Consider the following 25,541-nt stretch of genomic DNA (forward strand, 5'->3'; position numbering starts at 1 on the left):
GTGTCGGCACAGACTTCAACGGCAACCCTGGAGGAAGTTGATGACTCCCCGGAAGACCGCCCTCAAGACCTTCGCCGTCTTGTCGGCAGCCGCGCTGACCAGCGGTGTTTGCGCTTCGGCCGCCACTGCGTCCCCGCTGGCCTTCGCGGAACTGCAGGCCCACGCCATCACTGCCGCCACCCAGGTGGCCGACTCGCTCGGCGCCGCTTCCGGCGGCATCTACCTCGAGAACGGCAAGGCCGTCGTGAACGTCGTCGACGACGCCGCGATGCGGCAGGTGCAGGCCGCCGGCTTCACCGCGAAGAAGGTCAAGCACACCTTCGCCGCGCTCACCGGCGTCAAGAACCAGCTGGACGCGGTGAAGAACGTGCCGCAGACCGCGTGGGGCATCGACACCAAGACCAACCAGGTCGTGGTGAAGGTGTACGACGCGGCCAGCAAGGAGACCGCCGGCAAGGTCTCCGCGGCCGCCGCGAAGTACGGCGACAGCGTCCGCGTCGAGCACCGCACCGGCAAGCTGGAGCTGTACATCAAGGACGGTGACGCGATCCAGAACAGCCAGGGCCGCTGCTCGCTCGGCTTCAACGTGACGCGCGGCGGTTCGCCGTTCCTGCTCACCGCGGGCCACTGCACCAACCTCGGCGGCACCTGGTCCGGCGGCGACGTCTCCGGCGCGCAGGTCGTCGAGAGCGACTGCCCCGGCGCCGACTCCGGCCTGCTGACCCGCCCGAACGGCACCGGGCCCGGTGAGATCAACACCGGCCAGCAGATCACCAGCGCGGCGACCCCCACCGTCGGCGAGCAGATGCAGAAGCAGGGCTCGACCACCGGCGGTGGCAGCGGCCAGGTGACCTCGGTCGACGAGTCGGTCAACTTCGACGTCGGCGTGCTCAACCACGAGTTCGGCACCACCGCGCACACCGACCACGGCGACTCCGGCGGCCCGGCGTACGACGGTTCGAAGGGCCTGGGCACGCTGTCCGGCGGCGACACCCAGACCAGCTACTTCTACCCGCTGACCCTCGAACTGCAGGCGTACGGCCTCGAGCTCGCCTGAAATCCGGCGAAGGCCGCTCACCGCCGTCGGGGGAGGTGAGCGGCCTTCGCTCTTTCTAGGCTTCCAGCCGCTTCGCGTGGTAGACGGCGTCGGTGTGGTGGCCCTCGCCGCGCGTCTCGCACGTCTCGACCACCCACTGCGCCGCGTCGCCGAGGTAGGTGGTGATCTCCTCGGGCTCGAAGTACAGCTCCTGCGGCGGTTTCTGGCCGTCGAACTCCCGCATCGCCTTTGGCGAGTGCCCGACGACCAGCAGCGAGCCGCCGGGCCGGATCGCCGCGGCGGCCGCGGTGAAGACGTCGCGGCGCAGGTCCGGCGGAAGGTGCATGTACTGCGCGGAAACCAGGTCGTAGGTGTCCTCGGGCCGCCAGGTCAGGATGTCGCGGTGCAGCCACCGGACGGCCACGCCCGCCTCCTTGCCCGCGGCTTCCGCCCGGGCGAGCGCGGTGGTCGAGATGTCGGCGCCGTCGACGGTCCAGCCGAGCTTCGCCAGCCAGATCGCGTCGCCGCCCTCGCCGCAGCCGAGGTCGAGGGCGCGGCCGGGCTTCAGTCCTTCGACCTCGGTACGCAGGTTGACGTTGACGTTCCCGCTCCAGATCTGGTCGTCGCGCTGGTAGAGCGCCTCCCAGAACTCCCGCTTCAGCAGGTTCTCGACGGTGATGGGCTGATCGTGCGTGTGGGACAAGGCTCCTCCTCGGGGACGTACTCCGAGCATGCGGAGCACGTCCCCGGGAAAGCAAACTTCGTTGCCGGTTCGGCAACTCAGGCCGTGCCGTACACCTGCATCTCGTACAGCGAGTAGCCGTACGACGTGCCACGGGTGACGCCGTTCATCCGGACGTAGCGGCCGCTGCCCGCCAGGCCGGTGAGGTCGTCCGTGCCGCCGTTGCCGGTCGTAGTGGTGTAGATCGTCGTCCAGGTCGTGCCGTCGGCGGAGGCCTGGACGCTGTACCCCTTGCCGTACGCGGCTTCCCAGGTCAGCTTGACGTGCGAGATCGAGGCGGTCGCGCCGAGGTCGACGCGCAGCCACTGCGGGTCGGCGCCCTCTTTGGACGCCCACCGGGTGCTCGTCAGGTTCCCGTCCACGGCGGCGCTCGCCGGGTAGGACGACGACTCGGTGGACGACGCCGTCGCGGCCTTGCCCTGCGACAGCAGGGTTTCCGGGCCACCGCCGGTCCCGGTCACCGTGACACCCAGCGACGCCGTCTTCGTGCCGCCGGTGAGGGTGATCGTCGCCGAGCCGGGGGACGCGGTCGCGGCGGCGGCGACCGTGACGGTCGAGGTGCCGTTCGCCGGCACCGACGCGGGGGAGAAGGACACGGTCACGCCCGCCGGAGCGCCGCTCGCGGAGAGCGTGACGGCCTCGGCGGACGTCACGGTGGCCGTCGCCGAAGCGCCCGGCGCGACCGACACCGACGAAGGCGACACGCTGAGGCCCGACGCGCCGGCCGCGGTGAACGTCCAGCGGGCGGCGGTGCCGGAGCAGCTGCCCGCGGTGAGCGTGGTGCCCGAGGCGCGGAAGCACTTCTTGCTGGTCTGGATGTCGGAGATGGTGCCGTCGGGGTTGATCGACCACTGCTGCGCCGGACCGCCGGTGCAGGTCTGGAGCACGATCGAGCTGCCGGAGATGCCCGCGCACTTGTCGTTGATGACGAGGAACGCGCCGTGGAAGGTGAACCGCTGCGCGGCACTTCCGGTGCAGGCGGCCACTTTCAACGTCGTGCCGCTGCCCGGGGCTTCGAGGCAGGTGCCGGTGGAGTTGTTGCGGTACTGGCCGACCGTGGTGTTCGGCTTCGCGCCGCCGTAGCACTCACCGGTGCTGGTGTTGAAGATCGGCGTCGCGTCATAGGGTTCGTCGGACGGCGGGTCGACGACCACGGGTTCCATGACCGGCGTGTTGTCGGGGTTGTAGTGCGTGAGCGCGTCTTCGCAGTCGATCGCGTCGAAGGCGCTGCCGCCCTTGCCGCCGAGCCAGAGGTCGATGTGCCGCAGGCCGGGACCGCCGTTCGGGCCCTTGCTGTTCCAGTCGTCGGAACACTCGTCGCAGCCGTCCTCCATGATGAAGTACTTCTTCATCCGCGGCACCCAGACCTTGGTGCCGGGCTTGAGTTCGTCGCTGCTGGTGGCGAAGGTGACCGGGTCGGCGTAGGTGCCCTTGCCGCCTGCCTTGTCGTGGATCTTCGGGTAGGAGATGTCGCCGCCGGGCGGGGTGTTGTCCCACCAGCCGTAGAAGGTGAGGAAGGTCGGCTGCGTGGTGGCCGCGCTCGCCGCCGGCCCGCCGGCGAACGCGAGGAACAGGGTCACCACGAGCACGAACGCACGCCGGGTCATGCTGCCTCCGTGAGAAAGGGGTGGACGATGACTGCGGCGTCCGTCCAGGTTCGCCGCGCGGCGGCCCGCCGTCAAGACTTGTTCGTAAAGTACCCTAACGAACAGGGATTTCGTGTCCCGCTCGCCGGGAAAACCGAGCCGGTAAGCGCTTTCCTCCGCGAAGATGGCGGCATGAGCGAACAGCGGGAAATCGTGGTCACCGGAGGCGGCACGGGCATCGGGCTGGCGATCGCCGCCCGGTTCGCGGCGGCGGGCGAGCGGGTGACCGTCACCGGGCGCCGCAAGGACGTGCTCGAAGCGGCGGCGGAGAAGATCGGCGCGCGGGTGGTGGCCTTCGACGCGAGCGACCCGGCGGCCGTGCAGGCGGCGCTGGCGGAGCTGCCGTCGCGGGTGGACGTCCTGGTCAACAACGCGGGCGGCAACACCGACCGGGTCCGCGAAGCCCCGGCACCCCGCGACCTGCAGGGCCTCGCGGACGCGTGGCACGCCAACTTCGACGCCAACGTCCTCTCAGCCGTCCTGGTGACGGCGGCCTTGAAGCCGCGCTTCGCGGACAACGTGCGGGTTGTGACTCTCGGCTCTGTCGCGGCGAAGCAGGGCTCCGGCTCGTACGGCGCGGCGAAGGCCGCGATCGAGGCGTGGAACACGGACCTGGCGCGTCAGCTTGGTGACACCGGTTCGGCCAACGTCGTGGCCCCCGGCGTCATCCTCGACACGGAGTTCTTCCACGGCACACTGACGGAAGAGTGGCTGAGCTCGCGGATCGCCGTGGCGTTGAACAAGCGGGCAGGCCGCCCGGAGGAGGTAGCGGAAACGGTGGAGTTCCTGGCCGCACCGGGCGCGGGCCACATCACCGGCCAGGTCGTCCACGTGAACGGCGGCGCGTACGGAGCGCGCTAGTTATTGTTCCCAGCAGCGCGGACGCCTGGAGGAGCGCGATGGGAGCATCACCGGCCCGGCGGTTGTGGGCGGCCGTAGAGCCACTACACGCCGTCGTCTACTTCGCACCCGAGACGGCCGAAGCGGCGAAGGCGGCTGGCCTGCGCGGGTACTGGATGGGCTACTTCGCGGGCCGTCTGGCCCCGCTCGGCGAGGTCGGCCCCGCGGCGGCGACGTCGATGCTGTTCGGCTTCGCCCCGGAGATGGTGACACGGGCCCTGCCGGACGCGTGGTCGTTCGCTTCGCCGGCGGAGGTCGTCCGCTCCCGGCTCGACGCGGTCTCGGCCGCGTTGCGCCGGGTCCTGGGGCCGGACGGCCCCCAGGAGCTGGCCGCACTGCTCTCGCGGGCGGCGAAGGCGTGCGGGTGCGACGGCCGCCCACTGGCGGCGGGCTGGGCCGCGGTCCCGCAGCCGCCGGGATCGTGGAGCCGCTTGTGGCTGGCGGCAACGGTGCTGCGCGAGCACCGCGGCGACGGCCACGTCCTCGCGGCGGTCCACGCGGGATTGAGCGGCCTGGAGACAACGCTGACCCACATCGGCGACGGAGTGATCGGCCGAGGCGACGTCCAGCCCCACCGAGGCTGGTCCGACAAAGCCTGGACGACGGCGGTGCAGAGGCTGCGCCACCGCGGCCTGCTCGACGACGAGGGTCGGTTGACAGCAGCGGGAACGGCGTTGCGCCACCGGATCGAGGAGGACACGGACCGCCTGGCGGCAGCACCGGTGGAGGAACTGGGCAACGACCTCGAGCGGCTTCTGGAGCTGGCGGAGCCGCTGAGCCGAGCGTTGTTCGACAGCGGCGTGGTCCCGGCGCCGAACCCGATGGGCGTCTCCCGACCCTGACGGGCGTCGGCGGGGCTTTGGCTCACGCTGCCTGGCGGCCCCGTCCTGGCGGCCCCCACCCGCCCTGGGGGGCGTCCCCAGTCCAGTCTATCGGCCCCAACCGGCGAAACCGGCCGTTCGGCCATCCCAGGACGAAGTTGTCCACAAGCAAGCCTGCCTGTGGACAACTCGCCCCGCCCGGGTCAGTCGGCGCCGGTCTCCCCTCGTCCCGCCTGCCGCCGCAGCAGGTCGTACTGGCAGCTCAGCTCGTGGGCCTCGTCCTCATACGCGCGCTTCGCCACGAGGAACGGCCGCACGCAATCGCTGTAGTGGCGCAGGTCGTCCTGCTCCAGCGAGCCGTCGCGGAACGCCGTCCAGAACACCAGCGTCGCCGAGATCACCATGACCAGCGCGACCAGCACCGCCATCAGCACCGCCAGATCGTTCATCCCGGACAGCACGCCTTCGGTGTAGACCCGGACGAACATCACCACCCCCATCAGCCCGACCAGCAGCCCGACCGTGGCCAGGCTGAGCTTCGAGCCGGCGGACAGCTTCGCCCAGTCCAGCTGACGCTTGGTGTTCTTGTGCTGGCGCTGGTTGTGGCCCAGGTGGTGCAGCGCGGTCGCCGCGCCGCCGGTCGCCAGCACCGAGATGACCACGCTGATCGCCAGCGGCAGCCCCAGCGGGTCGCTCCAGTCGACGTTGAACACCGAGCTGGCCAGCCAAAGCATGATCGGCAGGTCGACCACGGTCACCGTGAGCAGGGTCAGTATCCGGGTCAGCCGGCCGACACGGCGGTGGCGCTGGCTGCCGCGGAGCTGCTCCAGCTCGATCAGCCGGTCGATCAGCTCGGCGCGGGCCTGGGCCTCGCCGACAGTCAGGTTCTGGCCGTGCGGGCCCACCACGTGGCCCTCCATCGCCCGGGCGGAGCGGTAGTTCAGCTCCTGCACCCGCGCCAGGAGCAGGTCGCCGGCGGGGGTTTCCCGGCGGGGCCGCGGCTGGGGCAGGGGGAGGTTGCGCGTTTGGTCGGTGCTGGTCATGGCCGTGCCTCCTGGTCTTCCTACGAGCTCGGGCCGGGGCCCTGGTACGTGATCTCCACCCGCCTCATCCGGGCCGCCGCCGTTTCGTCGAACCGCCCGCCGGTCATCGCGGTGACCCCGGGCTGGGTGCCGGTGCCGGAGGCGTCGGCCCGCTGGGTCACCCCGGCCTCGGTGAGCGCGCCGGCGACGGCACGCGCTCGCTGCTCCGCCAGTTCCCGCCGTCCCGCGTCGGTCGACCCCGGTGGGTCGGCCGCGAAGCCGCGGACGGTGACCGGCGCTTCCGAGCCGCCGGCCGTGATGCTGCCCGCGAGCGACCGCAGCAGGTCGCGGGCCGATTCGGAAAGCACCGCGGAGTCCCCGGCGAAGCCGAGCGCGGTGTCCGAAACCGTGGTGGTGACCTCGCCGCGCGGGCCGGTCACCGATGTCACCCCTGGCACCGGCACGACCGGCGTCGCCACGGTGGCCCGTGACGGCTCGGCCGGGATCCGGCTCTGGTCGACGTCGCACGTCGCCGCGCCGGCCGCCCGGCAGATCGCCTGCCAGTACGCGGCCAGCCGGTCGCGGGCCGGCGACGGCAGCGGCGGCTGGGCGCCGGCCACCGAACCGAGCCCGGCGAAGAGCACGCGCCAGCCGTCCAGCCGCGGCACTTGCCCGGCGGCGGCCAGCCGCGCGGCGATGGCGGCGGGGTCGGCCGCCCACCCGACCTGCCGCAGGTCGAACGCGCCACCGGTGCTCAAGCCGCTGCTCTGGACCACGAGCGTCCCGGCGGGCACGCCGCGGACGGCGTCGGCGATGCCGGCGAGCAGGTCGAGCCCGCTCTTGTGCGCCACGGTGGCGCCGATGGCGTCGACCGCGCTCGTGACATTCCGGTCGATCAGCGCCGGGCGGGAAAGGCCGTGCTCCAGCGACCCGTCGGCCCGCCGCGGGGTGAGCACGATCGAGCGCTGATCGCCGCCGTCCGCGGCCGACACCAGCACGACGCTGCTCTTGCCCGAGCCCTGCTGCGAGACGTTCCCGCTGTTCGCGGCGTCGCGCAGCACGGCGCGGACAGTGTCGGTGACGGTCGGCCGCGGCTCGTTGGCCGTCCCGCTGACGACCACCACCACCCGGTCGCCGCCGGTGGGGCGCACGGCCCGCGTCGGCAGCGCGCAGCCGCTCACCCCGAGGCTGATGGCAATCGCTCCGGCAAATGCCGCTCGCCTGACGATGGCGCGTGGGGACGCTGCGCCACGCAGGCCCAGCAGGGTGTTCGATGGCCGGGCTACTCGCGTCGACCAGAGGTTCAGAGGCTGCATGACGACCTCCCGAGGGTCCATGAGCTTCTTCAGGTTGTCATTTGCCCAGTAACGATGTCAATTGACAAAACGATGTCGTCGTCAGGGGTTTCCCTGCTCGACGCCGGGAAGCGCCCGTTCCACGCACACGCGAGACCCGGATGCCGCAGTCAAACGCACCGAACGGCCTAACTTCCCGAGGGGCACCGGCGTGCGGGGGCAACAATGGGAGGTCGGCCGTCCGCGTCCGCCGATGCGGTGCCCGCACCTTCGAGCAAGTGCCGACCAGGAGAAGGCAAGTGCCGAGCGAAAGGTAGGCTGGGGCGATGGCGAGGTACGACGCCAACGTCGAAGGCGTCCGGAGCGTCTTCCTCAAGCTGAGGACGCGCAGCGGGCTCACTGTCGAGCGCCTCGACGCCACCGAGGTCGACGTCCGCCTGGTCGCCGAACTGCCCGCCGTCCGCCGGCACATCCGCGAGACCGGGGTGTCCGAGGGCGAAGCGATCGTCCACGTGGTGACGGCGGTCGTCGCCGCGCTCGAACCGGCCGACCTGCTGATCGCCGACGCCGCGCTGGCCCTCGGTGTCCTCCGTGCGCGCGTGGGCGAACGCCCCGAGGTGGAGCGCCTGTACGCGGACGACCTGGGGGAGCGGCGGCGCGCGCTTGCCGAGGGCTGGGGGGCCCTGCACGCATTGCTCGGCGTCGAGCCCGGCCACCCGTCGCCGACGGTCCGGAGCCTGCGCGGCACGATCGAGGCCCGGACGCTGGGCGTGCTCGCCGAGCGCTGCGTCGACGACGCCGAGCCTGCCGACGTCGAATCCCGGGGGCAAACCGTGGGTCTCATCGTCGTGGTGGGCAGCGCCGTGACCGACCACGTCGTCGTTTCCGAGGAGTGGCCCGGTGTCGGCGAGGCCGTCCAGGCGTCGTCCTTCGACGTGCATCCGGGCGGCAAGGGCCTCAACCTCGCCGTGGCCGGGCGCCGCCTGGGTCTCGACGCGCGGCTCGTCACCGCGATCGGCGGCGACTCCCAGGCCAAGGACCTGCTGCAGTTCATGCGCAAGGAAGGTCTGGCGACCGACCTCGTCAAGGAGACGCCCGGCGTCGCCAACCCGCGTGCGCTGGTGCTCGTCGGCCAGACCGGGGAAACCCGTTACCTCGGCTGGACGAACGAAACCGAGGTCTCTCTGTCCAGAGAGGACCTTCGCGCGCCACGGGTGCGGGAGGCGATGGCCGCGGCGGACGCCGTGCTGATCACGCTCGAACCACCGATGGAAACGATCAAATGGGCGCTCTCGGTCGCTACCGCGCAACGGGAAAAGCCCTTGGTGCTGCTACAGGCTTCCCCACCTCGTGAAGCCCCGCAGCAGCTCTACCGGCTCCTTCGCGCAGTGGACTACCTCGTCGGCCGCGAAGGCGAGCTGCGCAGGCTGTTGTCCGATCCGGACGGTCCGCGTACCGTTGACGACCTGGCCCGATCCCTGTTGTCCTTGGGGGTGGGTGCCGTGTGCGTCATCGAAAGTTTCGGTTGTAAGATCCGATCGAGCGTGATCTCCCAAGACATCGAAGGTCCGCCGGTCCCGCTCGACGACGCACCGGGCGTCCGTGAAGCTTTTTCCGCGGCGCTCATCCAAAGACTCATTCAAGAGGGTGCAGGCCGGAGCCGCGAAGAAGCGCTGCGCTGGGCGATCGCGGCGATGGCGACCAATCCTTCGCTCGACGAGATCGCCGAGTCCATGCCGGGCCGCGACGAGGTCGAGCGCACCCTCGAGACCGACCGAATCCTGGAGAATCCGTGACCGGATCAGTGGTGCACCAGCTGGAGGGCGCCGACGGGGCGTTCCGCGCAGTCGTCCTCGAGGCTGAAGCGGACCTGGCGAACCCACCGTGCGCGGCGGTGTACGGCGAGCCGTCCGACGGCTGTCCGGTCCGCGTCCATTCCCGTTGCCTCTACGGCGAAGTCTTCGAGTCGACCGATTGCGACTGCCTGTGGCAGCTGCGCGAGTCCCGTCGCATCATCCGCGAGCACGGCTCCGGCGTGCTGGTCTACCTGGACCAGGAGGGCCGCGGTGCCGGCCTGGTGGCCAAGGCCAAGGGGCTCCAGCTGTCGCAGAAGGAAGATCTCGACACCTTCGCCAGCTACGCGGCTCTGGGTTACAAGGCCGACACTCGCTCTTATGAGGACGCTGCCGCCTTGCTGAAGCAGCTCGGTCTCGGAAAAGTCACCCTGCTGACCAACAACCCGGCCAAGGTCTACGCACTCGAAGTGGGTGGCATCGAGGTCGAGATGCAGCAGCTGGTCCCGCCGGACCTCACCGACACGGCGTTGAAATACCTGGTCGCGAAGGAAATCCACGGACACGCGATCCTGCCGAACAAGCTGCCTGCCTGAGTGCTTCGTGTCGATTTCGGGTGCGCCCGTTCGACGCTCCGATGAACGGCCCCGGACATCGGAGGAGTCATGACGTTGCTCGAAGGCAAGAACGCGATCGTCTACGGCGCGGCCGGGCGGATCGGCACGGCTGTGGCCACCGCTTTCGCCGAGGAAGGCGCGAGGGTCTTCCTCGCCGGTCGCACGCGCGCCCGGCTGGACGAACTCGCCGAGCGCATCCGAGCGGCCGGCGGATCGGCCGAGACGGCGCAGGTCGACGCCCTCGACGAGCGCGCGGTCGACGAGCACGCGGACGCGGTCGCCGCCCGGGGCGGTGTCGACATCTCGTTCAACCTCATCGCCCACGGTGACGTCCAGGGCACGCCGCTGGTCGACATGTCGCTCGCGGACTACGAACGGCCGGTCGTGACTGCCGTGCGCACCCAGTTCCTGACCGCCCGCGCGGCGGCCCGGCACATGATCGGAAAACGGTCCGGTGTGATCCTCCTGTTCGGTGGTGCGGGCGAGCCCGTGCGCGAGTTCGCCGTCGGCGGACTGCAGGTGGCGTTCCACGCGCTCGAGGCGATGCGCCGCCAGCTCGCCGCCGAGCTGGGCCCGCACGGGATCCGGACGGTGACGCTCCGGACGGGTGGCATCCCCGAGACGCTCCCGGCCGGCTTCCCGGGCCGGGAAGCCATCGAGGACAGCATCACGGGCAAGACGATGCTCGGCCGCGCGGCCACCCTCGCCGACATCGGTGCGGTCGCGGCGTTCGTCGCGTCCGACCGCGCCCGCACGATGACGGCAGCCACGGTCAACGTCAGCTGCGGCGCCCTGGTCGACTAGCCACAGTTCGACTGGCCAACAGTTCGACTGGCCAACAGTTCGGCTAGCCAACAGTTCGACTGGCCAGAGCGGCGGCGAGCCGGTGCCGCGGGTTCGCCACGCGCCGGCCGGTTCGCCGCCGGGTGACCAGTGCTCCAGGTGTGCCCGTACCGCTCTCGTCAGTGCTCCGCGATCAGCCGCCGGACCGCGTCCACCACCAGCGCCCGCCGCTCTTCGCGGGGGATATTGGTGCGCACGCCGAGTTCCGAGTTCGTCGTCGTCCACGCCGTCGAGACCGACTGGATCAGCACCAGCAGTTCCATGGGTGTGTAGTGGTCGGACAGTCTCCCTTCCTTCTGGGCGCGCTCCATGTCGAGCAGCCGGATTTCGTTGGCCAGGACGATCTCGGTGACCCACTTGCCTTCGGGACGTTCCAGCCGGTGCCAGATCGCCAGCCGTAGCGCGTCCGGTCGCTCTTCGTACTGGTCGAACAGCTTTCCGGCGTAGCCAGGCAGGTCACCGGTGTCGAGCGGGACGTCTAGGACGAACCGTGCGACCGATTCGCCGAACACCGCGTCGAACAGGTTGTCCTTGCTGCCGAAGTACGAGTAGATCATCGCCTTGTTGCACCCGGCGGCGGCCGCGATCCGGTCAACGCGGGCGCCTGCGATGCCCCGTTCCGCGAACTCCTCCGTGGCGGCGGTCAGCAGTCGCCGCTTCGTCTCCGCCGCGTCTCTCATGCGACCAGATTAGCAACTAACCGGTTGGTTGACAAACCCGTCCCCGAGGTGTTTCCTGAGATAACCAACCGGTTGGTTACCGCCAGCCGGCGAGCCAGGGAGAGGGCATCATGAGCAAGACGTGGCTGATCACCGGCAGTTCCCGCGGGTTCGGGCGGGAGCTGACGCGGCGGCACTCGAGGACGGCGACCGGGTGGTCGCCACCGCGCGCCGGCCGGAGCAGCTGAAAGACCTGGTGGCCGAATTCGGCGCCGCGGTTCGCGCGTTCGCGCTGGATGTCACGGATGCCGAGGCCGCGCGTGAGGCGGTCGCGTTCGCGGTGCGCGAGTTCGGCGGCCTCGATGTCGTGGTCAACAACGCCGGCTACGCGAACAGCGCACCCATCGAGGACATGGCCGAGGAAGACTTCCGGGCACAGGTCGAGGCCAACTTCTTCGGGGTCGTCAACGTCACGCGAGCGGCGTTGCCGGTGTTCCGCGAGCAGGGCTCGGGCCACTTCCTGCAGTTCTCGTCGGTCGGCGGCCGGGTCGGCGGGTCGCCGGGCCTCGGCGCCTACCAGGCGGCGAAGTTCGCCGTGGAGGGCTTCTCCGAGGTGCTCAACGCGGAGGTGAAGCCGTTCGGCGTCAAGGTCACGATCGTCGAACCGGGCGCGTTCCGCACGGACTGGCAGGGCGCATCGATGGAACGGGCCGCGGTCCGGCCGGAGTACGACGCATCGGTGGGTGAGATGCACCGGCTGCGTGACGCGAGCGACGGCAAACAGCAGGGTGACCCGGCCCGGGCGGCCCGCATCCTCACCGACCTGGTCCGGCTCGGCAAGCCACCGTTGCGGCTGCTGCTCGGCGCGGACGCGGTCGAGGCGGTGCAACGGTCGGAACGTGCTCGCGGGGAGGAGGTGGCCGAATGGGCCGAGGTGAGCCGTTCGGCGGCGTTCGCGACGGAGTGATCGCGTCCGGAGGGCGGACACGGCTCCGCGGTCGAAGAGAGGAAAGGGGCGATTGAATTCGAGGTGAACTGAGGTCGCCGTTCGGCGGCTTCGGGCCGGTCAGGGGTGTTGCTGGGACGCTTCGCGCTGTTCGACCACCAAACGCTGGTGCCGGGCCGCGCGGACCCGGTCACCGCAGGTCGTGGAGCACCAGCGGCGTCGTGCGTGCTCGCGGAGGAAGAACCGGACGCAGCCGTGAGCCTCGCACGGGCGGACCAAGCGGCCGAGGTCGCCGCTGACGACGTCGATCGCGTCGCGAGCCAGGGATGCCACGGCTTCGTCGAGGCTGTCCGGGCGGGTGCTGTGCCACTCCCGCAGCGGTCCGGTCTGCCAGGTGAGCTGGGGTGCGGCGGCGTCGGCGCGTGCGGCCGCGTTCACCGTCGCGACGGCGGTGGTGTCCGGTGGGCGCTCTTCCGCCAGCGCGGCCAGTAGTTCGCGGACTGCGGCGCGGAGGGCGGCCAGGCGGCTCAGGTCGTCCGGGCCGAGCGTGACTGCCGGGAGGTCGTGCCGGCGCAGCCACTCGGTGGCGTCGCCGGGCTCGGCGAGTTCGTCGACCTCGCCGGTGGTGCTCAGCCGCCAGGTGTTGACCAATGCCAGCGCGGGCGAGCCGTCCTCGCCGGGTGCCGCAGTGACCACGTTCGCCTCCCGAGTCCGTGCCCAGTTTGCCCAATCCGTTGACAGCTTACCGGATATCATGGATAAATTGATAGATATCCATGAGAGACGAGGAGAAGTCATGGTCACCGTGCATCACCGCTACGCCACTGTCGCCGGGCACCGGCTGTTCTACCGGGAGGCCGGACCCGCCGGGGCGCCCACGATCGTGCTGCTCCACGGGTTTCCGACGAGTTCGCACATGTTCCGGCACCTCATCCCGGCACTGGCCGACCGCTACCACGTCGTCGCGCCGGACTACCTGGGCGCGGGCGCGTCCGACGCGCCCTCGGTGGAGGAGTTCGCCTACACCTTCGACGCCCTCGCCGAACTCACCCTCGGCCTGCTCGACCAGATCGGCCTCGGCCGGTTCGCGCTCTACATCCAGGACTTCGGTGCGCCGGTGGGCCTGCGCATCGCGGCCGCGAACCCGGAGCGGGTGACCGCGATCGTCACGCAGAACGGCAACGCCTACGTCGAGGGCCTGGGCGCGGGGCTGCCGCAGAAGCTGGCCGCCGGCACCCTGACCGGGGACGACCTGCGGGGCATGGTCACCCTCGAAGCCACGAAGGCGCAGTACCTCGACGGCGTGCTCGACCCGTCGCTGGTCAGCCCGGATGTCTGGATCCACGACCAGGCACTGCTGGACCGGCCCGGCGCGGCGGAGATCCAGATGGCCTTGCTCGCCGACTACCACCACAACGTCGGGCTGTACCCGAAGTTCCACGAGTACTTCCGGACCGGCCAGGTCCCGCTGCTGGCCGTCTGGGGTGGCAACGACGAGATCTTCGTCGCCGACGGTGCCCGTGCCTACGCCCGCGACCTGCCCGACGCCGAGGTCCACCTGCTCGACTCGGGGCACTTCGCGCTGGAGACGCACCTGGACGCCATCGCCGGGTACGTCCGGGGTTTCCTCGGGCGGGTGATGCCGGACTGAACTTCTTCTCCCTCAACGGGTTCGCGCCTCTGCCCGGTGAGCGGGAAGCCGGGCCGGTGCCGGTTGACCGGCCGGACGTTCCGCTCGTAGGGTTTTCCCGAGATCGCCCTGGCTCCAGGTCGGTCCCGGACCCGGAGAACCCCGCGTCGTCGTCAGGCATCCGCCTCTGCCTGTGCCGACGGGCCGTTCACCGACGGGCCCGGGCGAGCGCAGAGTAGAGCGCACAGCGGACGGGAGCCGCGGCGGCAGTGTTCCGCGGAGGCGAGTCGCGGCGTGTCGTGTCGCGCTGTCGATCCTCCGCACCGGCTGCGTGGAGGACGGGATGACCAGACGGATTCGGGTGGGGACGATCGTGGCCGCGGTGGCCGCGCTCGTCATCGGGACGATCACCACGGCGGGGACGGCGCAAGCCGCGGATCCCTTGCTGTCGCAGGGCAAACCGGTGACCGCGTCGTCGGCCGGCGGGTGCTGTCCGGCGGCGAACGCGGTCGACGGGGACTCGGCGACCCGCTGGGCCAGCGCGGCCGGCGTCGATCCGCAGTGGATCTACGTCGACCTCGGTGCGGCGGTGCACGTCAGCCGGGTCCGGCTGCAGTGGGACGCTTCGTGCGCCACGGCCTACGAGGTCGACACCTCCGCCGACCACGTCACGTGGACGCGGATCTACGCGACCACCGCCGGGAAGGGCGGCGTCGAGGACCTGACCTCCCTCGACGGCACCGGCCGCTACGTGCGGATGTACGGCACGAAACGGTGCCGCACTGACGCGTCGAAGGGCTACTCGCTGCAGGAGTTCGGCGTCTACGGCACGACCGGCGATGTCGTCCCGCCGTCGCAGCCCGGCACGCCGACGCTCGACGAGGTCACGCCGACCAGCGCGACCATCTCGTGGACCGCGGCCACCGACAACGTCGGCGTCGTGGGCTACGACATCTACCGGGACGGGCAGCTCTGCGCCGGCACGACCGGCGCTTTGACGGCGACCTGCTCGAACCTCAGCCCCAACGTCAGCTACGGCTTCTACGTCAACGCGCGTGACGCGGCCGGCAACGTGTCGCAGGCCAGCGGCACGCTGGCGGTGAAGACGCCGCCGTCCGACGACCACACGCCGCCGTCCGTGCCCGGGAACGTGCACACCACCGCGGTCAACAGCACTTCGATCGGCCTCGCGTGGACCGCGTCGACCGACGACGTGGCGGTCACCGGCTATCGGATCTACAACTCCGGCACGCAGATCGGGACGTCCGACACGGCGAGCACCACCCTCGGCGGGCTGACCCCGAACACCGCCTACCACCTGCAGGTCCGGGCCGTCGACGGGAACGGCAACCTCAGCGAACCGAGCACGCCGGTCCTGGACGTCACGACGACCGGCGGTTCGACCTGCACGCCGTCGCAGGGAGTCTGCGGCGCCACCCAGGTCGCGACGGACGACGACGTCGTGTGGGGCCTGGTGACCCTGCCGGACGGCACGATCCTCTACAACCAGCGCGACGCGCACACGATCGTCCACTTGAACCCGAAGACCGGGGCGAAGAAGACCATCGGCCTCGTGCCGAACGTGCAGAGCACCGACGGTGAGGGCGGCCTGACGGGCCTGGAGATCAATCCGATCTCGTTCGGCTCGGACCACTGGCTCTACATCATGCACACCTCGCCGAACGACAACCGGATCGTGCGCATCAAATACGACGCGGCGGCCGACTCGCTGACCACGAGCACCGAGCAGATCCTGCTCACCGGCATCGCGCGCAACAAGTTCCACAACGGCGGGCGGCTGCGCTTCAGCCCGGACGGCAAGTTCCTCTTCGCGGGCACGGGTGACGCGCAGAACGGGTCGAACGCCTCGAACACCAGCAGCCCCAACGGAAAGGTGCTGCGGATCAACCCGGACGGGACGATCCCGGCGGACAACCCGTTCCACAACGCGGTGTGGAGCTACGGGCACCGGAACATCCAGGGCCTGGCGTTCGACTCGCAGGGCAGGCTGTGGGAGCAGGAGTTCGGCAACAGCATCATGGACGAGACGAACCTGATCCAGAAGGGCGGCAACTACGGCTGGCCTTCGTGTGAAGGGACGTCGGGTTCGTGCGGCACCGCCGGCTTCATCGCGCCGAAGAAGACGTACCCGGTGGGTTCGGGTTCGTGCAGCGGCATCACGATCATCCGTGACGCGCTGTACGTCGCGTGCCAGAAGGGGCAGCGGCTCTATCGCGCGGTGATCAGCGGCAGTTCGCTGACGAACTTCCAGACGTTCTTCAACGGCACGTACGGCAGGCTCCGCACGGTCGAGCCCGCCCCCGACGGCCAGATGTGGCTGGCCACCAGCGTGGACGGCGACAAGGACAGCACGCCGCACAACAGCCACAACAAGATCCTGCGGGTGGCGGTGGGATAGGACGCGGCCGGCAGCCGGTTGAGCCCGGCCGGACCCCGAGAGGGACCGGCCGGGCGATTCCGGTCCCCGCGCGGTCCGTGCGCAAGGCCGCCACCAGCAGGTGGAAGTCCAGCTCGTCCATCAGTCGGCCAGGGGCAGCACGAGCTGGGGTTTGGCGATGCGGTGGTCCGCGCGCAACGGCTTCACGGCGGTGCCGAGAGCGACGAACTCCTGCGTCATCTCGTCGGGCGAACGGTCAGCGCCAGCTGTCGTCGCCGAAGCCGAGGGTCACCGGTCCGCGGCGGATGCCCGCCACCGTCTCCGCCGGGAGGACCTCGTCCAGGAACGCGTAGTCCGGGCGGCGGGTCCGGGTGTGCCACTCGGCTATCTCGTGCCAGCCCGGTGCGGCCAGCGCGCCGCCGAAGTGCTGGACCGACAGGCTCGCCGTGAGGCAGGCGAACCGGAGGCGTTCCGCCAGCGGCCAGCCCGTCAGCGTCGCCGCGACGAACCCGGCGCCGAACACGTCGCCCGCGCCCGTCGCGTCCAGCACGTCCACCGGGAGGGCCGGGACCGCCGCCGTCTCACCGGTCGTGCCGTCGACCGCCAGGACGCCCGCGCCGCCGCGGGTGATCACCGCGATCGGGACCAGCTCGGCGAGCCGGGACAGCGCCGCCTCCGGCGTGTCCGTGCGGGTGTAGCGCATGGCTTCGACGTCGTTCGGCAGGAACGCGTGGCAGCACGCCAGCTGTTCGAGCAGCGCCGGCGACCAGGCCTCGGACGGGTCCCAGCCGACGTCGGCGAACACCAGGCTGCCCGCCTGGTGCGCGGTGTGGACCCAGTCGGCGGTGTCGAGGCCGATGTGCGCGACGGTCGCGCGGCTCGGCGGCGGCGAGCCGGCCAGCTCCGCGACCGGGACGGGCGGCGGGTGGCCGTGGGTGACCATCGCGCGGTCGCCCGCGTAGGCCAGCGAGACCGTGACCGGCGAGTGCCACTCCGGGAACCGCCGCGAACGCGACAGGTCGATGTGCTCCTGCCGGGCCAGCACGTCCCAGCAGTACCGCCCGTAGACGTCGGTGCCGAACGCGGCCGCCAGCGACGTCCGCAGGCCGAGGCGGCTCAGCGCGACCGCGAAGTTCGCGATCCCGCCCGGCCCCGAGCCCATGCCGCCCGTCCACACCTCCGTACCCGGCGACGGCGGTTGTTCGAGCCCGGTGAAGACCAGGTCGAAGAACAGCAGGCCGGACAGGAAGACATCGACGTCGGGGGCTGGCTCAGCCGGCACGGGCGCCTCCATTCCGATCACGCTGGCGGTGGGCCCGAGCGTGCGTCAGCCGCGCGAGATTCGCAAGAGCTGCCGCCCATCGGCCAGGGATCGCGTGTTTCCGGCTGCTATCGTCGCCGGATGCGGCACGAGCTGAACCTCGGCGGGGCGCAGGGCGGTCCTCACTCGATGGGGGGACTCCCGCCCGGCGTCGAGGCGCCGCGGTGAAGCTCGCGATCCTCGGCGGTGGCGGGTTCCGCGTGCCGCTCGTGCACGGGGCGCTGCTCACCGGCCGGGACGTCACCGAGCTGGTCCTGCACGACGTCGACGCCGGCCGCCTCGCCGCGATCGAACGCGTCCTCGCCGAGCAAGCCGCCGGAGCGGACGACGCGCCGCGCGTGCGGACCACCACCGACCTCGCCACCGCACTGTCCGATGTGGACTTCGTGTTCTCCGCCATCCGCGTCGGGGGCCTGCGCGGCCGGCAGCTCGACGAGCAGGTCGCGTCCGCCGAAGGCGTGCTGGGCCAGGAAACGGCCGGGGCGGGCGGGATCGCCTACGGGCTCCGGACGGTCCCGGTCGCCGTCCGCCTCGCGCGGACGATCGGCGAGCTGGCGCCGCGCGCGTGGGTCATCAACTTCACCAACCCGGCCGGGATGGTCACCGAGGCGATGGCCGCGCACCTCGGCGGCCGGGTGATCGGTATCTGCGACTCGCCGGTCGGGCTGTGCCGCCGCGTCGCACTGGCCCTCGGCGTCGACCCGGCGACGGCGTGGTTCGACTACGCGGGGCTCAACCACCTGGGCTGGCTCCGCGCGGTCCGCGTCGGCGGCGAGGACGTCCTGCCGCGGCTGCTCGCCGACACGGCCGCGGTGGAGTCGTTCGAAGAGGGCAAGCTCTTCGGCGCGGACTGGCTGCGCGCCCTCGGTGCCCTGCCGAACGAATACCTGCACTATTACTACTTCGCGCGCGAGGCCGCCGGTTCGGAATCGCGCGGTGCGTTGCTGCTGCAGCAGCAGCGCAGATTCTACGAAGAGCCTTCGCTGGCTTCGTGGGAACGCACGCGCTTGGAGCGCGAAGCGACGTACATGGCCGAGACGCGCGAAGGGGAGCGTGACGATCTCGAAGGGGGCGGCTACGAGAAGGTCGCCTTGGCGCTGATGCGTGCCCTGTCCGGCGGCGAACGCACGACGCTGATCCTCAACGTCCGCAACGGTTCCGCGCTCCCGGGCCTGCCGTCCGACGCCGTCGTCGAGGTGCCGTGCGTCGTCGACGCGAACGGTGCCCGCCCGGTCGCCGCCGCGACGCTGCCGGACCACGCGCTGGGCCTGGTGACCGCGGTCAAGGCCGTCGAGCGGGCGACGATCGAAGCGGCGACGACCGGTTCGCGGGCGGCGGCGCTGCGGGCGTTCGCGCTGCACCCGCTGGTCGGCTCGGTGCCGGTGGCGCGGCGGCTGCTCGAGCGCTACCTCGCCGCGCACCCGGAACTCTCCTACCTCGCCTAGACCGCCGCCATCGCGTTGAACTCGGCTTCGGCTTCGTCCCTCGCGGCGTGCAGGGACCACGCCTTCTCGGCGATGTCGTCGGGATCCAGCGTTCCCACCGCGAAGCCGTGGTCCTGCTCGGTGAACACGCGGTGGATGTCGCCGCGTTCGATCAGGCCGCCGATGGTCAGCGTCCCGGCGTAGACGCCCTTTTCGCGCAGGGCCGCGTGCAAGGTCAGGACGTACATCCGCAGCGCCGCCGACGCCGGGGCGAGGCTGCCGAGCATCGGCATCGGGTACTTGCCGCTCAGACCGCCCGCGAACAGCAGCGAGCCCGAACCGCGTGCCAGCATGCGCGGCAGCACGGCTTCGACGAGTCTCACCGCCGGGAGGACGATGGATTCGAACGGCGCGCGCAGCGTGTCAGCGCCGGCTTCGGTCAGGGGCGTGATGCCCGGGCCGGCCGTGGCGTCGGCGGGTCCGAAGTACACCGTGCCGATCTCGCCTGCTTCCGCCGCGATGCGGTCGAGGACGGCCTTGAGCTGCACTTCGTCGGTCACATCGGCGGTGTACGTGTGCGTGGTGACGCCGGGCAGAGACTCGCGGTAGGCCGCGTGCCGCGCGTCGGTGCGCGAGACCAGCGCCGTCGTGAAGCCTTCGCGGCCGAACCGGCGGGCGATCGACAAGCCGAGCCCGGGGCCGACGCCCAGGACAGCGATCACTGGGGGCAAGAGAACCTCCTCGGAGTAAGTTGAGACTCATCTCAACTTAGCCACAAGATGAGGGTGTCGTCAACTTGTCGAATGTCCACAAGGGACAGAGGTGGGTGTCCGGGGGAGGCCGTCGCCGGCCGCGAACGGTTCCGGCAGTGGTCGCGGGTGATCGTGACGCCGATGCAGCACGCGCCCGCCGACGTCGAGCAGGCACGGCGGGACAGCGTCGAGGACATGGCCGCGCTGGTGGCGACGAAGCGTTCGCACCCCACGGAGGACTTCTTGAGCGTCCTCGTGCACGCCCGCGACGAGGACGGCGACCGGTTGACCGAGTCCGAGCTGATCGACCTCGCCACGCAGCTGCTGCTCGCCGGCCACGAGACGACGGTCAACCTGATCGCCTCCGGCGTCGTCCTGCTGTGCCGGCACCCGGAGCAGCTGGCGGCGTTGCGCGCCGATCCCGCGCTCACGCCGGGCGCGGTCGAGGAGATCATGCGTTTCGACGGCCCGGTCGACACGTCGCTGCTGCGCGTGGCGCTCGAAGACGTCGAGCTGAGCGGAGTGCTCGTCCGGCGCGGCGAGGCGGTGCTGGCGCACGTCGGGGCCGCCAACCGTGACGAGAACGTGTTCCCGGACGTGGCCGCGTTCGACATCCGCCGCAAGGACGCCCCGCAGCTCGGTTTCGGGCACGGCGTCCACTTCTGCCTCGGCGCGGCGCTGGCCCGGCTGGAGGGTGAGATCGCCCTGCGGGCGCTGGTCGACCGGCTGCCCGGCCTGGACCTGGCCGTTCCGGCGGAAACCATCGCCTGGCGGCCGCCGCTGTCGGTGCGGGGGCCCGAAGAGGTTCCGGTGACCTGGGCGGCCTGAGCCTGCGCCGAATGCCGTCACCGGTTGGCGCCACCGGCGCAACGGCGGCGTCCGCGACTGCTCCAAGCGGGTAGAACCTGTTTCAGTTACTGGCCGCGGCCGACATCATGACCTCGCCGTTCCGCGAGCGAGGAGTGCGCCATGGATGCCGACCTGACCCGCCGCCAGCTTCTCCGCGGCAGCGCCGCGGGCGTAGGCCTCGCCGTGACGTCCGGGCTCACGGCCCCGGCGGCGAACGCCGCCCCGCCGGTCGGGGAGTACGACGTCGTCGTGGTCGGCTCGGGTGCGGCGGGCATGACCGCGGCGCTGACGGCGGCCAAGCGCGGGCTGAGCGTCGTCGTGCTCGAGAAGGCGCCGACGTTCGGTGGCTCGGCGGCCCGCTCCGGCGCCGGGATCTGGATCCCGAACAACCCCGTCCTGCTCGCCGCCGGTGTGCCGGACACGCCCGCGAAGGCCGCGCAGTACCTCGCCGCCGTCGTCGGCCCGGACGTGCCGGCCGCGCGGCAGGAGGCGTTCCTGCGCAACGGCCCCGACATGATCTCGTTCGTCCTGGCGAACAGCCCGCTGCGGTTCCGCTTCATGGAGGGCTACAGCGACTACTACCCGGAGCTGCCGGGCGGCCTGCCGAACGGCCGGTCGATCGAGCCGGACCAGTTCGACGGCAAGCTGCTCGGCGCCGAACTGGCGAACCTGAACCCGCCCTACCTCGCGACGCCGGCCGGGCTGGTCGTCTTCAGCACCGACTACAAGTGGCTGAACCTCGCCTTGGTGAACGCGAAGGGTGCCGCGGTCGCCGCCGAGTGCCTCGCCCGTGGCACGGCCGCCGCGCTGGCCGGGCAGAAGCCGCTCACCATGGGGCAGTCGCTCGCCGCCGGCCTGCGCGTCGGCCTCCAGCGCGCGAACGTCCCGGTGCTGCTGAACACCCCGCTCGTCGACCTGAACGTCGAAAACGGCGCGGTCACCGGGGTCGTGACGCCGCAGGGGCTGGTGCGGGCGCGCCGGGGCGTGATCGTCGGCTCCGGCGGGTTCGAGCACAACGCCGCGATGCGCGCGCAGTACCAGCGGCAGCCGATCGGCACCGACTGGACGGTCGGCGCGAAGGAGAACACCGGCGACGGCCACCGCGCCGGGCAGCGCGCCGGCGCCGCCCTCGACCTGATGGACGACGCCTGGTGGGGCCCGGCCATCCCGACCCCCGGCGACCCGTACTTCTGCCTGGCCGAACGGACCCTGCCCGGCGGGCTGATCGTCAACCAGGCCGGGCAGCGGTTCGTCAACGAAGCCGCGCCCTACAGCGACGTCGTGCACACCATGTACGACAAGAACCCGTCGGCGCCGGACATCCCGGCGTGGCTGATCGTCGACCAGAACTACCGCAACCGGTACCTGTTCCGCGACATCGCGCCGCTGCTGCCGTTCCCGGACGCCTGGTACTCCGCCGGCGCGGTCTTCAAGGCATCGACGATCCAGGGCCTCGGCGCGCAGATCGGCGTGCCGACGGCCGCGTTGAAGTCCACAGTGGACCGATTCAACGGCTTTGCCCGGTCCGGTGTGGACACCGAGTACCACCGCGGCGCGAGCGCGTACGACCACTACTACACGGATCCGTCGGTGTCGCCGAACTCCTGCCTGGCGCCGCTGCGGGCGGCGCCGTACTACGCGTTGCGGCTCGTCCCCGGCGACCTCGGTACCAAGGGCGGCATGCGCACGGACGCCCGGGCGCGCGTGCTCCGCCCGGACGGCTCGGTGATCAGCGGTCTGTACGCGGCGGGCAACGCGAGCGCGGCGGTGATGGGACACAGCTACGCCGGCGCCGGGTCGACGATCGGCCCGGCGATGACGTTCGGCTACATCGCCGCGAACGACGTCTAGAACTCCTTCTCCACCAGCGGAAGCACCTCGGTGCCCAGGAGTTCGATGGCTCGCATGACGTCCGCGTGCGGCACGCCGGACCAGTCCATCTGCATCGCGTAGCGGTCCGCGCCGGTGAGCTTGCCGACCTCGATCAGCCGCTCGGCGATCTCCTGGGGGCTCCCGACGAACAACGCCTGGGCGCCGTCGGTGTAGGAGTCGTACTCGGCGCGGGTCGGGACCGCCCAGCCGCGGGCGCGGGCACCGTACTTCATCGTCTCGAGCCAGTACGGGTAGAACGTCTCCTTGGCGTCCTGCGACTTCTCGGCGATGAAGCCGATCGCGCTCATGGTGACGCGCAGGTCCGCGGGGTCCTGTTCGCCCGCCTCGCCGGCGTGGCGGTAGAGGTCGACCAGCGGGGCGAAGCGCTCGGGACGGCCGCCGATCACCGCGTACACCACCGGCAGCCCGAGCAGCCCGGCGCGGATCGACGACTCGGGGTTGCCGCCGGTGCCGACCGAGATGCGCAGGCGCCCGCCGTACGGCCGGGGCAGGATCCGCGCGTTCTCCAGTGGCGGGCGGAACCTGCCGGACCAGGTCAGCGGGTCTTCGCGGTCGATGCGCAGCAGCAGTGCCAGCTTCTCCTCGAAGAGCTCGTCGTAGTCGCCGAGGTCGTTGCCGAACAGCGGGAACGACTCGGTGAACGAGCCGCGGCCGGCGAGCAGCTCGGCGCGGCCGTGGCTGAGCTGGTCGAGCGTCGTGAACTGCTGGTACACGCGGACCGGGTCCTCGGTGCTCAGCACGGTCACCGCGGAGCTGAGCGTGATCTGCCGGGTGACGCTCGCCGCCGCGGCCAGGACCGTGCCCGGGCTGGAGATGGCGTACTGGTCGAGGTGGTGCTCGCCGAGGCCGTAGAAGCCGAGGCCCAGCTCGTCGGCGAGCTTGATCCGTTCGAGCGTGTTGGCCAGCGTCCGCGCGACGGTGAGCTGCTCGCCGGTGCCCGGGTCGGGCGCGCGGTCGCCGAAGCTGTAGATGCCGAGTTTCATAGAGCGTTCAACTACCGAACGGGACGAATCGTTCCCTCAGCCGAAGCGGGCCTGGATGGCCTCCAGGTTCTGCTCCGACAGCCGCAGGGCCGCGGCGCGAAGGCTCAGGCCGTCCAGCGTCGCCACCTCGAACATGCTGGTCACCAGCCCGATCATGCGGGTCCGGACCTTGCCGAACGCTTCGCCGGCGTCCGCGCCGACATCGCCGAACAAGGTCCACCACCACCACGAGTTGGTCGCCGAATTGGCCACGAAGTCCGGCACCACCCGGATGCCGCGGGCGTCCAGCAGCTCTTCGGCATCCGGGGTGACCGGCAGGTTCGCGGCCTCGACGATGAGCTTCGCGTCGATCTTGGCCTGGTTGTCGCTGTCGACGCAGTAGGAGATCGCCGCCGGGACGAGGACCTCGGCCGGCACGTCCAGCCACGCCTCCGGCGGGAGCAGCTCGTCGCCGGGCTTGAGGTTGTCGCGGTCGATCCCGCCGAAGCGGTCGCGGTGCCGCAGCAGGTTTTCGATGTCGAGCCCGGCGGGGTTGACGACGACCCCGCGCACGTCCGAGACCCCGACCACGCGCAGCCCCGCGTCGGCGAGGAACCGCGCGGTCGCACCGCCCATCGCGCCGAAGCCCTGCACCACCGCCCGGTTCTCGTTCTTGTCGAGACCCAGCATTTCGAGCCCGGTCAGCGTGGCCTGCGCGACGCCGAGCCCGCCGACCAGCTCGTCGAGCCCCAGGCCGCCGACCTCGATCCGGAACGCCTCCGCCAGCCGGGCGGTCGCCGCCTCCCGGTCTTCGAGCAGCGGGTAGACCGCCTGCACCGGGCTGAGCAGGCCGATCTCCGCGATCACGCCGTCGATGACGTCCTGGCGCAGGCCCAGGTCCTCGCCCATGGTCCAGTACTGCTCGATCAGCGGGCGCATGGCGCCCAGGTAGCGGGCGACGACGTCGCGGGCGCGCTCGTCATACGGGTCGAAGTCGATGCCGCCCTTGGCGCCGCCCAGCGGCACGTACCGGCCGTCGGGGTCGTAGTTGAGCCCCTCCTTGAGCGTCATGCCCCTGGCCAGGCCGCGGACCTCGAAGAGCGTGCAGCCGCGGCGCATCCGCAGGCCCCCGCTGGCCACGCCGCGGACGAGCCGGTCGATCACCAGGTAGCCACGGCACCCGGTGACCGGGTCGGTCCACGCCACTTCGAGCAAGGCCTGTTCCGTCATCACCCCTCCTGATTCCCCGGTCAACAGCCGAGCTCGTACGCCATCGCCTGCTCGACCCACCGGGCGCAGTCGCCGGTGGTGACCGTGCCCTCGCGTGCGACGACCTGCACCGCGAGCCCGTCGAGCAGGGCGGTCAGCCGCCACGCCGCGCCGTGCGGGTCCGGGCACCGGAACACCCCGGCCCCGACCCCCTCGGCGATCAACGCGACGACGGCGTCCCGCCACCGCAGGTCCAGCCGCTGCAGCACGGCGCGGAGCTGGGAGTCGCGCATCGCCGCCGCGCCCGCTTCGATCCACAGCTTCCAGCCGTTTGCGGGCTGGGCCGGCCCGTACAGCGCCAGCACCGAGCGCAGGCGGGCGTCGGCCGGACCGCCTCGCGCCAGCTCGGCGCGCAGGTTCGCGAGGTCCCGTTCGGCGGCCTGCCGGAACGCCTCGATGACGAGCGTTTCCAGGGTCCCGAAGTGGTAGAAGATCAGCGCGGTGCTGACGTCGAGGGCCTTGGCGACGTCGGCGGCCCGCACCCCGGCGATACCCCGGGCCCGGATCTGTTCGAGCGCGGCGAGCACGATCTCCTCCCGCCGCACCGCAACCGCCTTGCGCGTCATGCGGTCACCGTACCCAGCGGTGTGGCGCGGCGGCATGCGCCGAATGTGGGTTCTCGGCCTGTGCGGACAGTCAGGATCGGCGGTGGGCGACCAGGGAGTGCCCCGGTCGGCAGGGGGCCGGCGGAGTCGTGCCCGCCTTGCCGATCAGCGGCTCGCC

General features: G+C 71.2%; 23 protein-coding genes. 12 read left to right on the forward strand and 11 right to left on the reverse strand.

What is annotated here, in order from left to right:
* Window positions 1–40 precede the first annotated feature (40 nt).
* Window positions 41–1,057, forward strand: a complete 1,017-nt coding sequence (locus A3CE_RS0130045) for a S1 family peptidase (protein ID WP_020643807.1) — start codon at window positions 41–43, stop codon at window positions 1,055–1,057.
* 55 nt (window positions 1,058–1,112) lie between these two features.
* Here the strand turns inward: A3CE_RS0130045 and A3CE_RS0130050 are convergent, their stop codons facing one another.
* On the reverse strand, window positions 1,113–1,739 hold the full coding sequence (locus A3CE_RS0130050) for an SAM-dependent methyltransferase (protein WP_020643808.1): 627 nt from the start codon (window positions 1,737–1,739) through the stop codon (window positions 1,113–1,115).
* A 77-nt stretch (window positions 1,740–1,816) separates the two neighbouring features.
* On the reverse strand, window positions 1,817–3,385 hold the full coding sequence (locus tag A3CE_RS0130055; RefSeq protein ID WP_020643809.1) for a discoidin domain-containing protein: 1,569 nt from the start codon (window positions 3,383–3,385) through the stop codon (window positions 1,817–1,819).
* A gap of 171 nt (window positions 3,386–3,556) precedes the next feature.
* Here A3CE_RS0130055 and A3CE_RS0130060 point away from each other — a divergent pair, with 171 nt between their 5' ends.
* Window positions 3,557–4,285, forward strand: a complete 729-nt coding sequence (locus A3CE_RS0130060; RefSeq protein WP_020643810.1) for an SDR family oxidoreductase — start codon at window positions 3,557–3,559, stop codon at window positions 4,283–4,285.
* 38 nt (window positions 4,286–4,323) lie between these two features.
* Complete coding sequence (locus A3CE_RS0130065) at window positions 4,324–5,166, forward strand: SCO6745 family protein (RefSeq protein ID WP_026469012.1); 843 nt, start codon at window positions 4,324–4,326, stop codon at window positions 5,164–5,166.
* Between the two features lie 182 nt (window positions 5,167–5,348).
* On the opposite strand, the gene A3CE_RS0130070 is transcribed toward A3CE_RS0130065, so the two are convergent.
* Together A3CE_RS0130070 and A3CE_RS0130075 are read right to left on the reverse strand one after the other, a co-directional pair.
* Complete coding sequence (locus A3CE_RS0130070; RefSeq protein ID WP_020643812.1) at window positions 5,349–6,188, reverse strand: hypothetical protein; 840 nt, start codon at window positions 6,186–6,188, stop codon at window positions 5,349–5,351.
* Window positions 6,189–6,208: 20 nt separating this feature from the next.
* Window positions 6,209–7,483 carry an OmpA family protein gene (locus A3CE_RS0130075; RefSeq protein WP_125591617.1) on the reverse strand — a complete coding sequence of 425 codons (1,275 nt, stop codon included), beginning with the start codon at window positions 7,481–7,483 and terminating at the stop codon, window positions 6,209–6,211.
* A 305-nt stretch (window positions 7,484–7,788) separates the two neighbouring features.
* Between A3CE_RS0130075 and A3CE_RS0130085 the strand changes: the two genes are divergently transcribed.
* From A3CE_RS0130085 to A3CE_RS0130095, 3 genes are all read left to right on the forward strand, one after another.
* Window positions 7,789–9,258, forward strand: coding sequence for a PfkB family carbohydrate kinase (locus A3CE_RS0130085; protein WP_020643814.1), 1,470 nt, complete (start codon window positions 7,789–7,791; stop codon window positions 9,256–9,258).
* Window positions 9,255–9,851 (forward strand): GTP cyclohydrolase II, encoded by a 597-nt coding sequence (locus tag A3CE_RS0130090; RefSeq protein ID WP_020643815.1) that lies wholly within the window; start codon window positions 9,255–9,257, stop codon window positions 9,849–9,851. The genes A3CE_RS0130085 and A3CE_RS0130090 overlap by 4 nt, the downstream gene beginning before the upstream one ends.
* A 69-nt stretch (window positions 9,852–9,920) precedes the next feature.
* Entirely contained in the window at window positions 9,921–10,676 is a 756-nt protein-coding gene (locus A3CE_RS0130095) for an SDR family NAD(P)-dependent oxidoreductase (protein ID WP_020643816.1), read from the forward strand.
* A 158-nt stretch (window positions 10,677–10,834) separates the two neighbouring features.
* On the opposite strand, the gene A3CE_RS0130100 is transcribed toward A3CE_RS0130095, so the two are convergent.
* Entirely contained in the window at window positions 10,835–11,395 is a 561-nt protein-coding gene (locus tag A3CE_RS0130100; protein WP_020643817.1) for a TetR/AcrR family transcriptional regulator, read from the reverse strand.
* Between the two features lie 121 nt (window positions 11,396–11,516).
* Here A3CE_RS0130100 and A3CE_RS51790 point away from each other — a divergent pair, with 121 nt between their 5' ends.
* The gene (locus A3CE_RS51790) at window positions 11,517–12,341 is read left to right on the forward strand and encodes an SDR family NAD(P)-dependent oxidoreductase (protein WP_245589610.1); all 825 of its coding nucleotides are present in this window, start codon (window positions 11,517–11,519) and stop codon (window positions 12,339–12,341) included.
* A 99-nt stretch (window positions 12,342–12,440) separates the two neighbouring features.
* Here the strand turns inward: A3CE_RS51790 and A3CE_RS0130110 are convergent, their stop codons facing one another.
* The gene (locus A3CE_RS0130110; RefSeq protein WP_020643818.1) at window positions 12,441–13,016 is read right to left on the reverse strand and encodes a CGNR zinc finger domain-containing protein; all 576 of its coding nucleotides are present in this window, start codon (window positions 13,014–13,016) and stop codon (window positions 12,441–12,443) included.
* A gap of 100 nt (window positions 13,017–13,116) precedes the next feature.
* Between A3CE_RS0130110 and A3CE_RS0130115 the strand changes: the two genes are divergently transcribed.
* Both A3CE_RS0130115 and A3CE_RS0130120 read left to right on the forward strand, forming a co-directional pair.
* Window positions 13,117–13,971, forward strand: coding sequence for an alpha/beta fold hydrolase (locus tag A3CE_RS0130115; RefSeq protein WP_020643819.1), 855 nt, complete (start codon window positions 13,117–13,119; stop codon window positions 13,969–13,971).
* A gap of 322 nt (window positions 13,972–14,293) precedes the next feature.
* Window positions 14,294–16,369, forward strand: a complete 2,076-nt coding sequence (locus A3CE_RS0130120) for a PQQ-dependent sugar dehydrogenase (RefSeq protein ID WP_245589611.1) — start codon at window positions 14,294–14,296, stop codon at window positions 16,367–16,369.
* A 235-nt stretch (window positions 16,370–16,604) separates the two neighbouring features.
* On the opposite strand, the gene A3CE_RS0130130 is transcribed toward A3CE_RS0130120, so the two are convergent.
* Window positions 16,605–17,630, reverse strand: coding sequence for a carbohydrate kinase family protein (locus A3CE_RS0130130; protein WP_020643822.1), 1,026 nt, complete (start codon window positions 17,628–17,630; stop codon window positions 16,605–16,607).
* 203 nt (window positions 17,631–17,833) lie between these two features.
* On the opposite strand from A3CE_RS0130130, the gene A3CE_RS0130135 reads away from it, so the two are divergent.
* Complete coding sequence (locus tag A3CE_RS0130135) at window positions 17,834–19,114, forward strand: 6-phospho-beta-glucosidase (protein ID WP_020643823.1); 1,281 nt, start codon at window positions 17,834–17,836, stop codon at window positions 19,112–19,114.
* Here the strand turns inward: A3CE_RS0130135 and A3CE_RS0130140 are convergent.
* On the reverse strand, window positions 19,111–19,815 hold the full coding sequence (locus A3CE_RS0130140; protein WP_020643824.1) for an SDR family NAD(P)-dependent oxidoreductase: 705 nt from the start codon (window positions 19,813–19,815) through the stop codon (window positions 19,111–19,113). The two genes, A3CE_RS0130135 and A3CE_RS0130140, sit on opposite strands and share 4 nt — an antisense overlap.
* Window positions 19,816–19,896: 81 nt before the next feature.
* On the opposite strand from A3CE_RS0130140, the gene A3CE_RS51795 reads away from it, so the two are divergent.
* A complete protein-coding gene (locus A3CE_RS51795) occupies window positions 19,897–20,673 on the forward strand; it encodes a cytochrome P450 (RefSeq protein WP_169524023.1) in 777 nt (258 codons plus the stop codon).
* A gap of 141 nt (window positions 20,674–20,814) precedes the next feature.
* Window positions 20,815–22,545 (forward strand): 3-oxosteroid 1-dehydrogenase, encoded by a 1,731-nt coding sequence (gene kstD / locus A3CE_RS0130150; protein ID WP_020643826.1) that lies wholly within the window; start codon window positions 20,815–20,817, stop codon window positions 22,543–22,545.
* On the opposite strand, the gene A3CE_RS0130155 is transcribed toward kstD, so the two are convergent.
* The 3 genes from A3CE_RS0130155 to A3CE_RS0130165 are packed head-to-tail and all read right to left on the reverse strand — an operon-like array spanning window position 22,542 to window position 25,384.
* Entirely contained in the window at window positions 22,542–23,570 is a 1,029-nt protein-coding gene (locus tag A3CE_RS0130155; RefSeq protein ID WP_020643827.1) for an LLM class flavin-dependent oxidoreductase, read from the reverse strand. The two genes, kstD and A3CE_RS0130155, sit on opposite strands and share 4 nt — an antisense overlap.
* A 36-nt stretch (window positions 23,571–23,606) precedes the next feature.
* Window positions 23,607–24,779 carry a Glu/Leu/Phe/Val dehydrogenase dimerization domain-containing protein gene (locus A3CE_RS0130160; RefSeq protein WP_020643828.1) on the reverse strand — a complete coding sequence of 391 codons (1,173 nt, stop codon included), beginning with the start codon at window positions 24,777–24,779 and terminating at the stop codon, window positions 23,607–23,609.
* Between the two features lie 20 nt (window positions 24,780–24,799).
* Window positions 24,800–25,384 (reverse strand): TetR/AcrR family transcriptional regulator, encoded by a 585-nt coding sequence (locus A3CE_RS0130165; RefSeq protein WP_020643829.1) that lies wholly within the window; start codon window positions 25,382–25,384, stop codon window positions 24,800–24,802.
* Window positions 25,385–25,541 lie beyond the last annotated feature (157 nt).

It is taken from the genome of Amycolatopsis balhimycina FH 1894 (assembly GCF_000384295.1).
Classification (GTDB): domain Bacteria; phylum Actinomycetota; class Actinomycetes; order Mycobacteriales; family Pseudonocardiaceae; genus Amycolatopsis; species Amycolatopsis balhimycina.

Coding starts and splice junctions, on each gene's coding strand:
- A3CE_RS0130045 (WP_020643807.1), top strand. CDS start 41: ATGACTCCCCGGAAGACCGCCCTCAAGACCTTCGCCGTCTTGTCGGCA.
- A3CE_RS0130055 (WP_020643809.1), bottom strand. CDS start 3,385: ATGACCCGGCGTGCGTTCGTGCTCGTGGTGACCCTGTTCCTCGCGTTC.
- A3CE_RS0130060 (WP_020643810.1), top strand. CDS start 3,557: ATGAGCGAACAGCGGGAAATCGTGGTCACCGGAGGCGGCACGGGCATC.
- A3CE_RS0130065 (WP_026469012.1), top strand. CDS start 4,324: ATGGGAGCATCACCGGCCCGGCGGTTGTGGGCGGCCGTAGAGCCACTA.
- A3CE_RS0130070 (WP_020643812.1), bottom strand. CDS start 6,188: ATGACCAGCACCGACCAAACGCGCAACCTCCCCCTGCCCCAGCCGCGG.
- A3CE_RS0130075 (WP_125591617.1), bottom strand. CDS start 7,483: ATGCAGCCTCTGAACCTCTGGTCGACGCGAGTAGCCCGGCCATCGAAC.
- A3CE_RS0130085 (WP_020643814.1), top strand. CDS start 7,789: ATGGCGAGGTACGACGCCAACGTCGAAGGCGTCCGGAGCGTCTTCCTC.
- A3CE_RS0130095 (WP_020643816.1), top strand. CDS start 9,921: ATGACGTTGCTCGAAGGCAAGAACGCGATCGTCTACGGCGCGGCCGGG.
- A3CE_RS0130100 (WP_020643817.1), bottom strand. CDS start 11,395: ATGAGAGACGCGGCGGAGACGAAGCGGCGACTGCTGACCGCCGCCACG.
- A3CE_RS0130115 (WP_020643819.1), top strand. CDS start 13,117: ATGGTCACCGTGCATCACCGCTACGCCACTGTCGCCGGGCACCGGCTG.
- A3CE_RS0130120 (WP_245589611.1), top strand. CDS start 14,294: ATGACCAGACGGATTCGGGTGGGGACGATCGTGGCCGCGGTGGCCGCG.
- A3CE_RS51795 (WP_169524023.1), top strand. CDS start 19,897: ATGTCCACAAGGGACAGAGGTGGGTGTCCGGGGGAGGCCGTCGCCGGC.
- kstD (WP_020643826.1), top strand. CDS start 20,815: ATGGATGCCGACCTGACCCGCCGCCAGCTTCTCCGCGGCAGCGCCGCG.
- A3CE_RS0130155 (WP_020643827.1), bottom strand. CDS start 23,570: ATGAAACTCGGCATCTACAGCTTCGGCGACCGCGCGCCCGACCCGGGC.
- A3CE_RS0130160 (WP_020643828.1), bottom strand. CDS start 24,779: ATGACGGAACAGGCCTTGCTCGAAGTGGCGTGGACCGACCCGGTCACC.
- A3CE_RS0130165 (WP_020643829.1), bottom strand. CDS start 25,384: ATGACGCGCAAGGCGGTTGCGGTGCGGCGGGAGGAGATCGTGCTCGCC.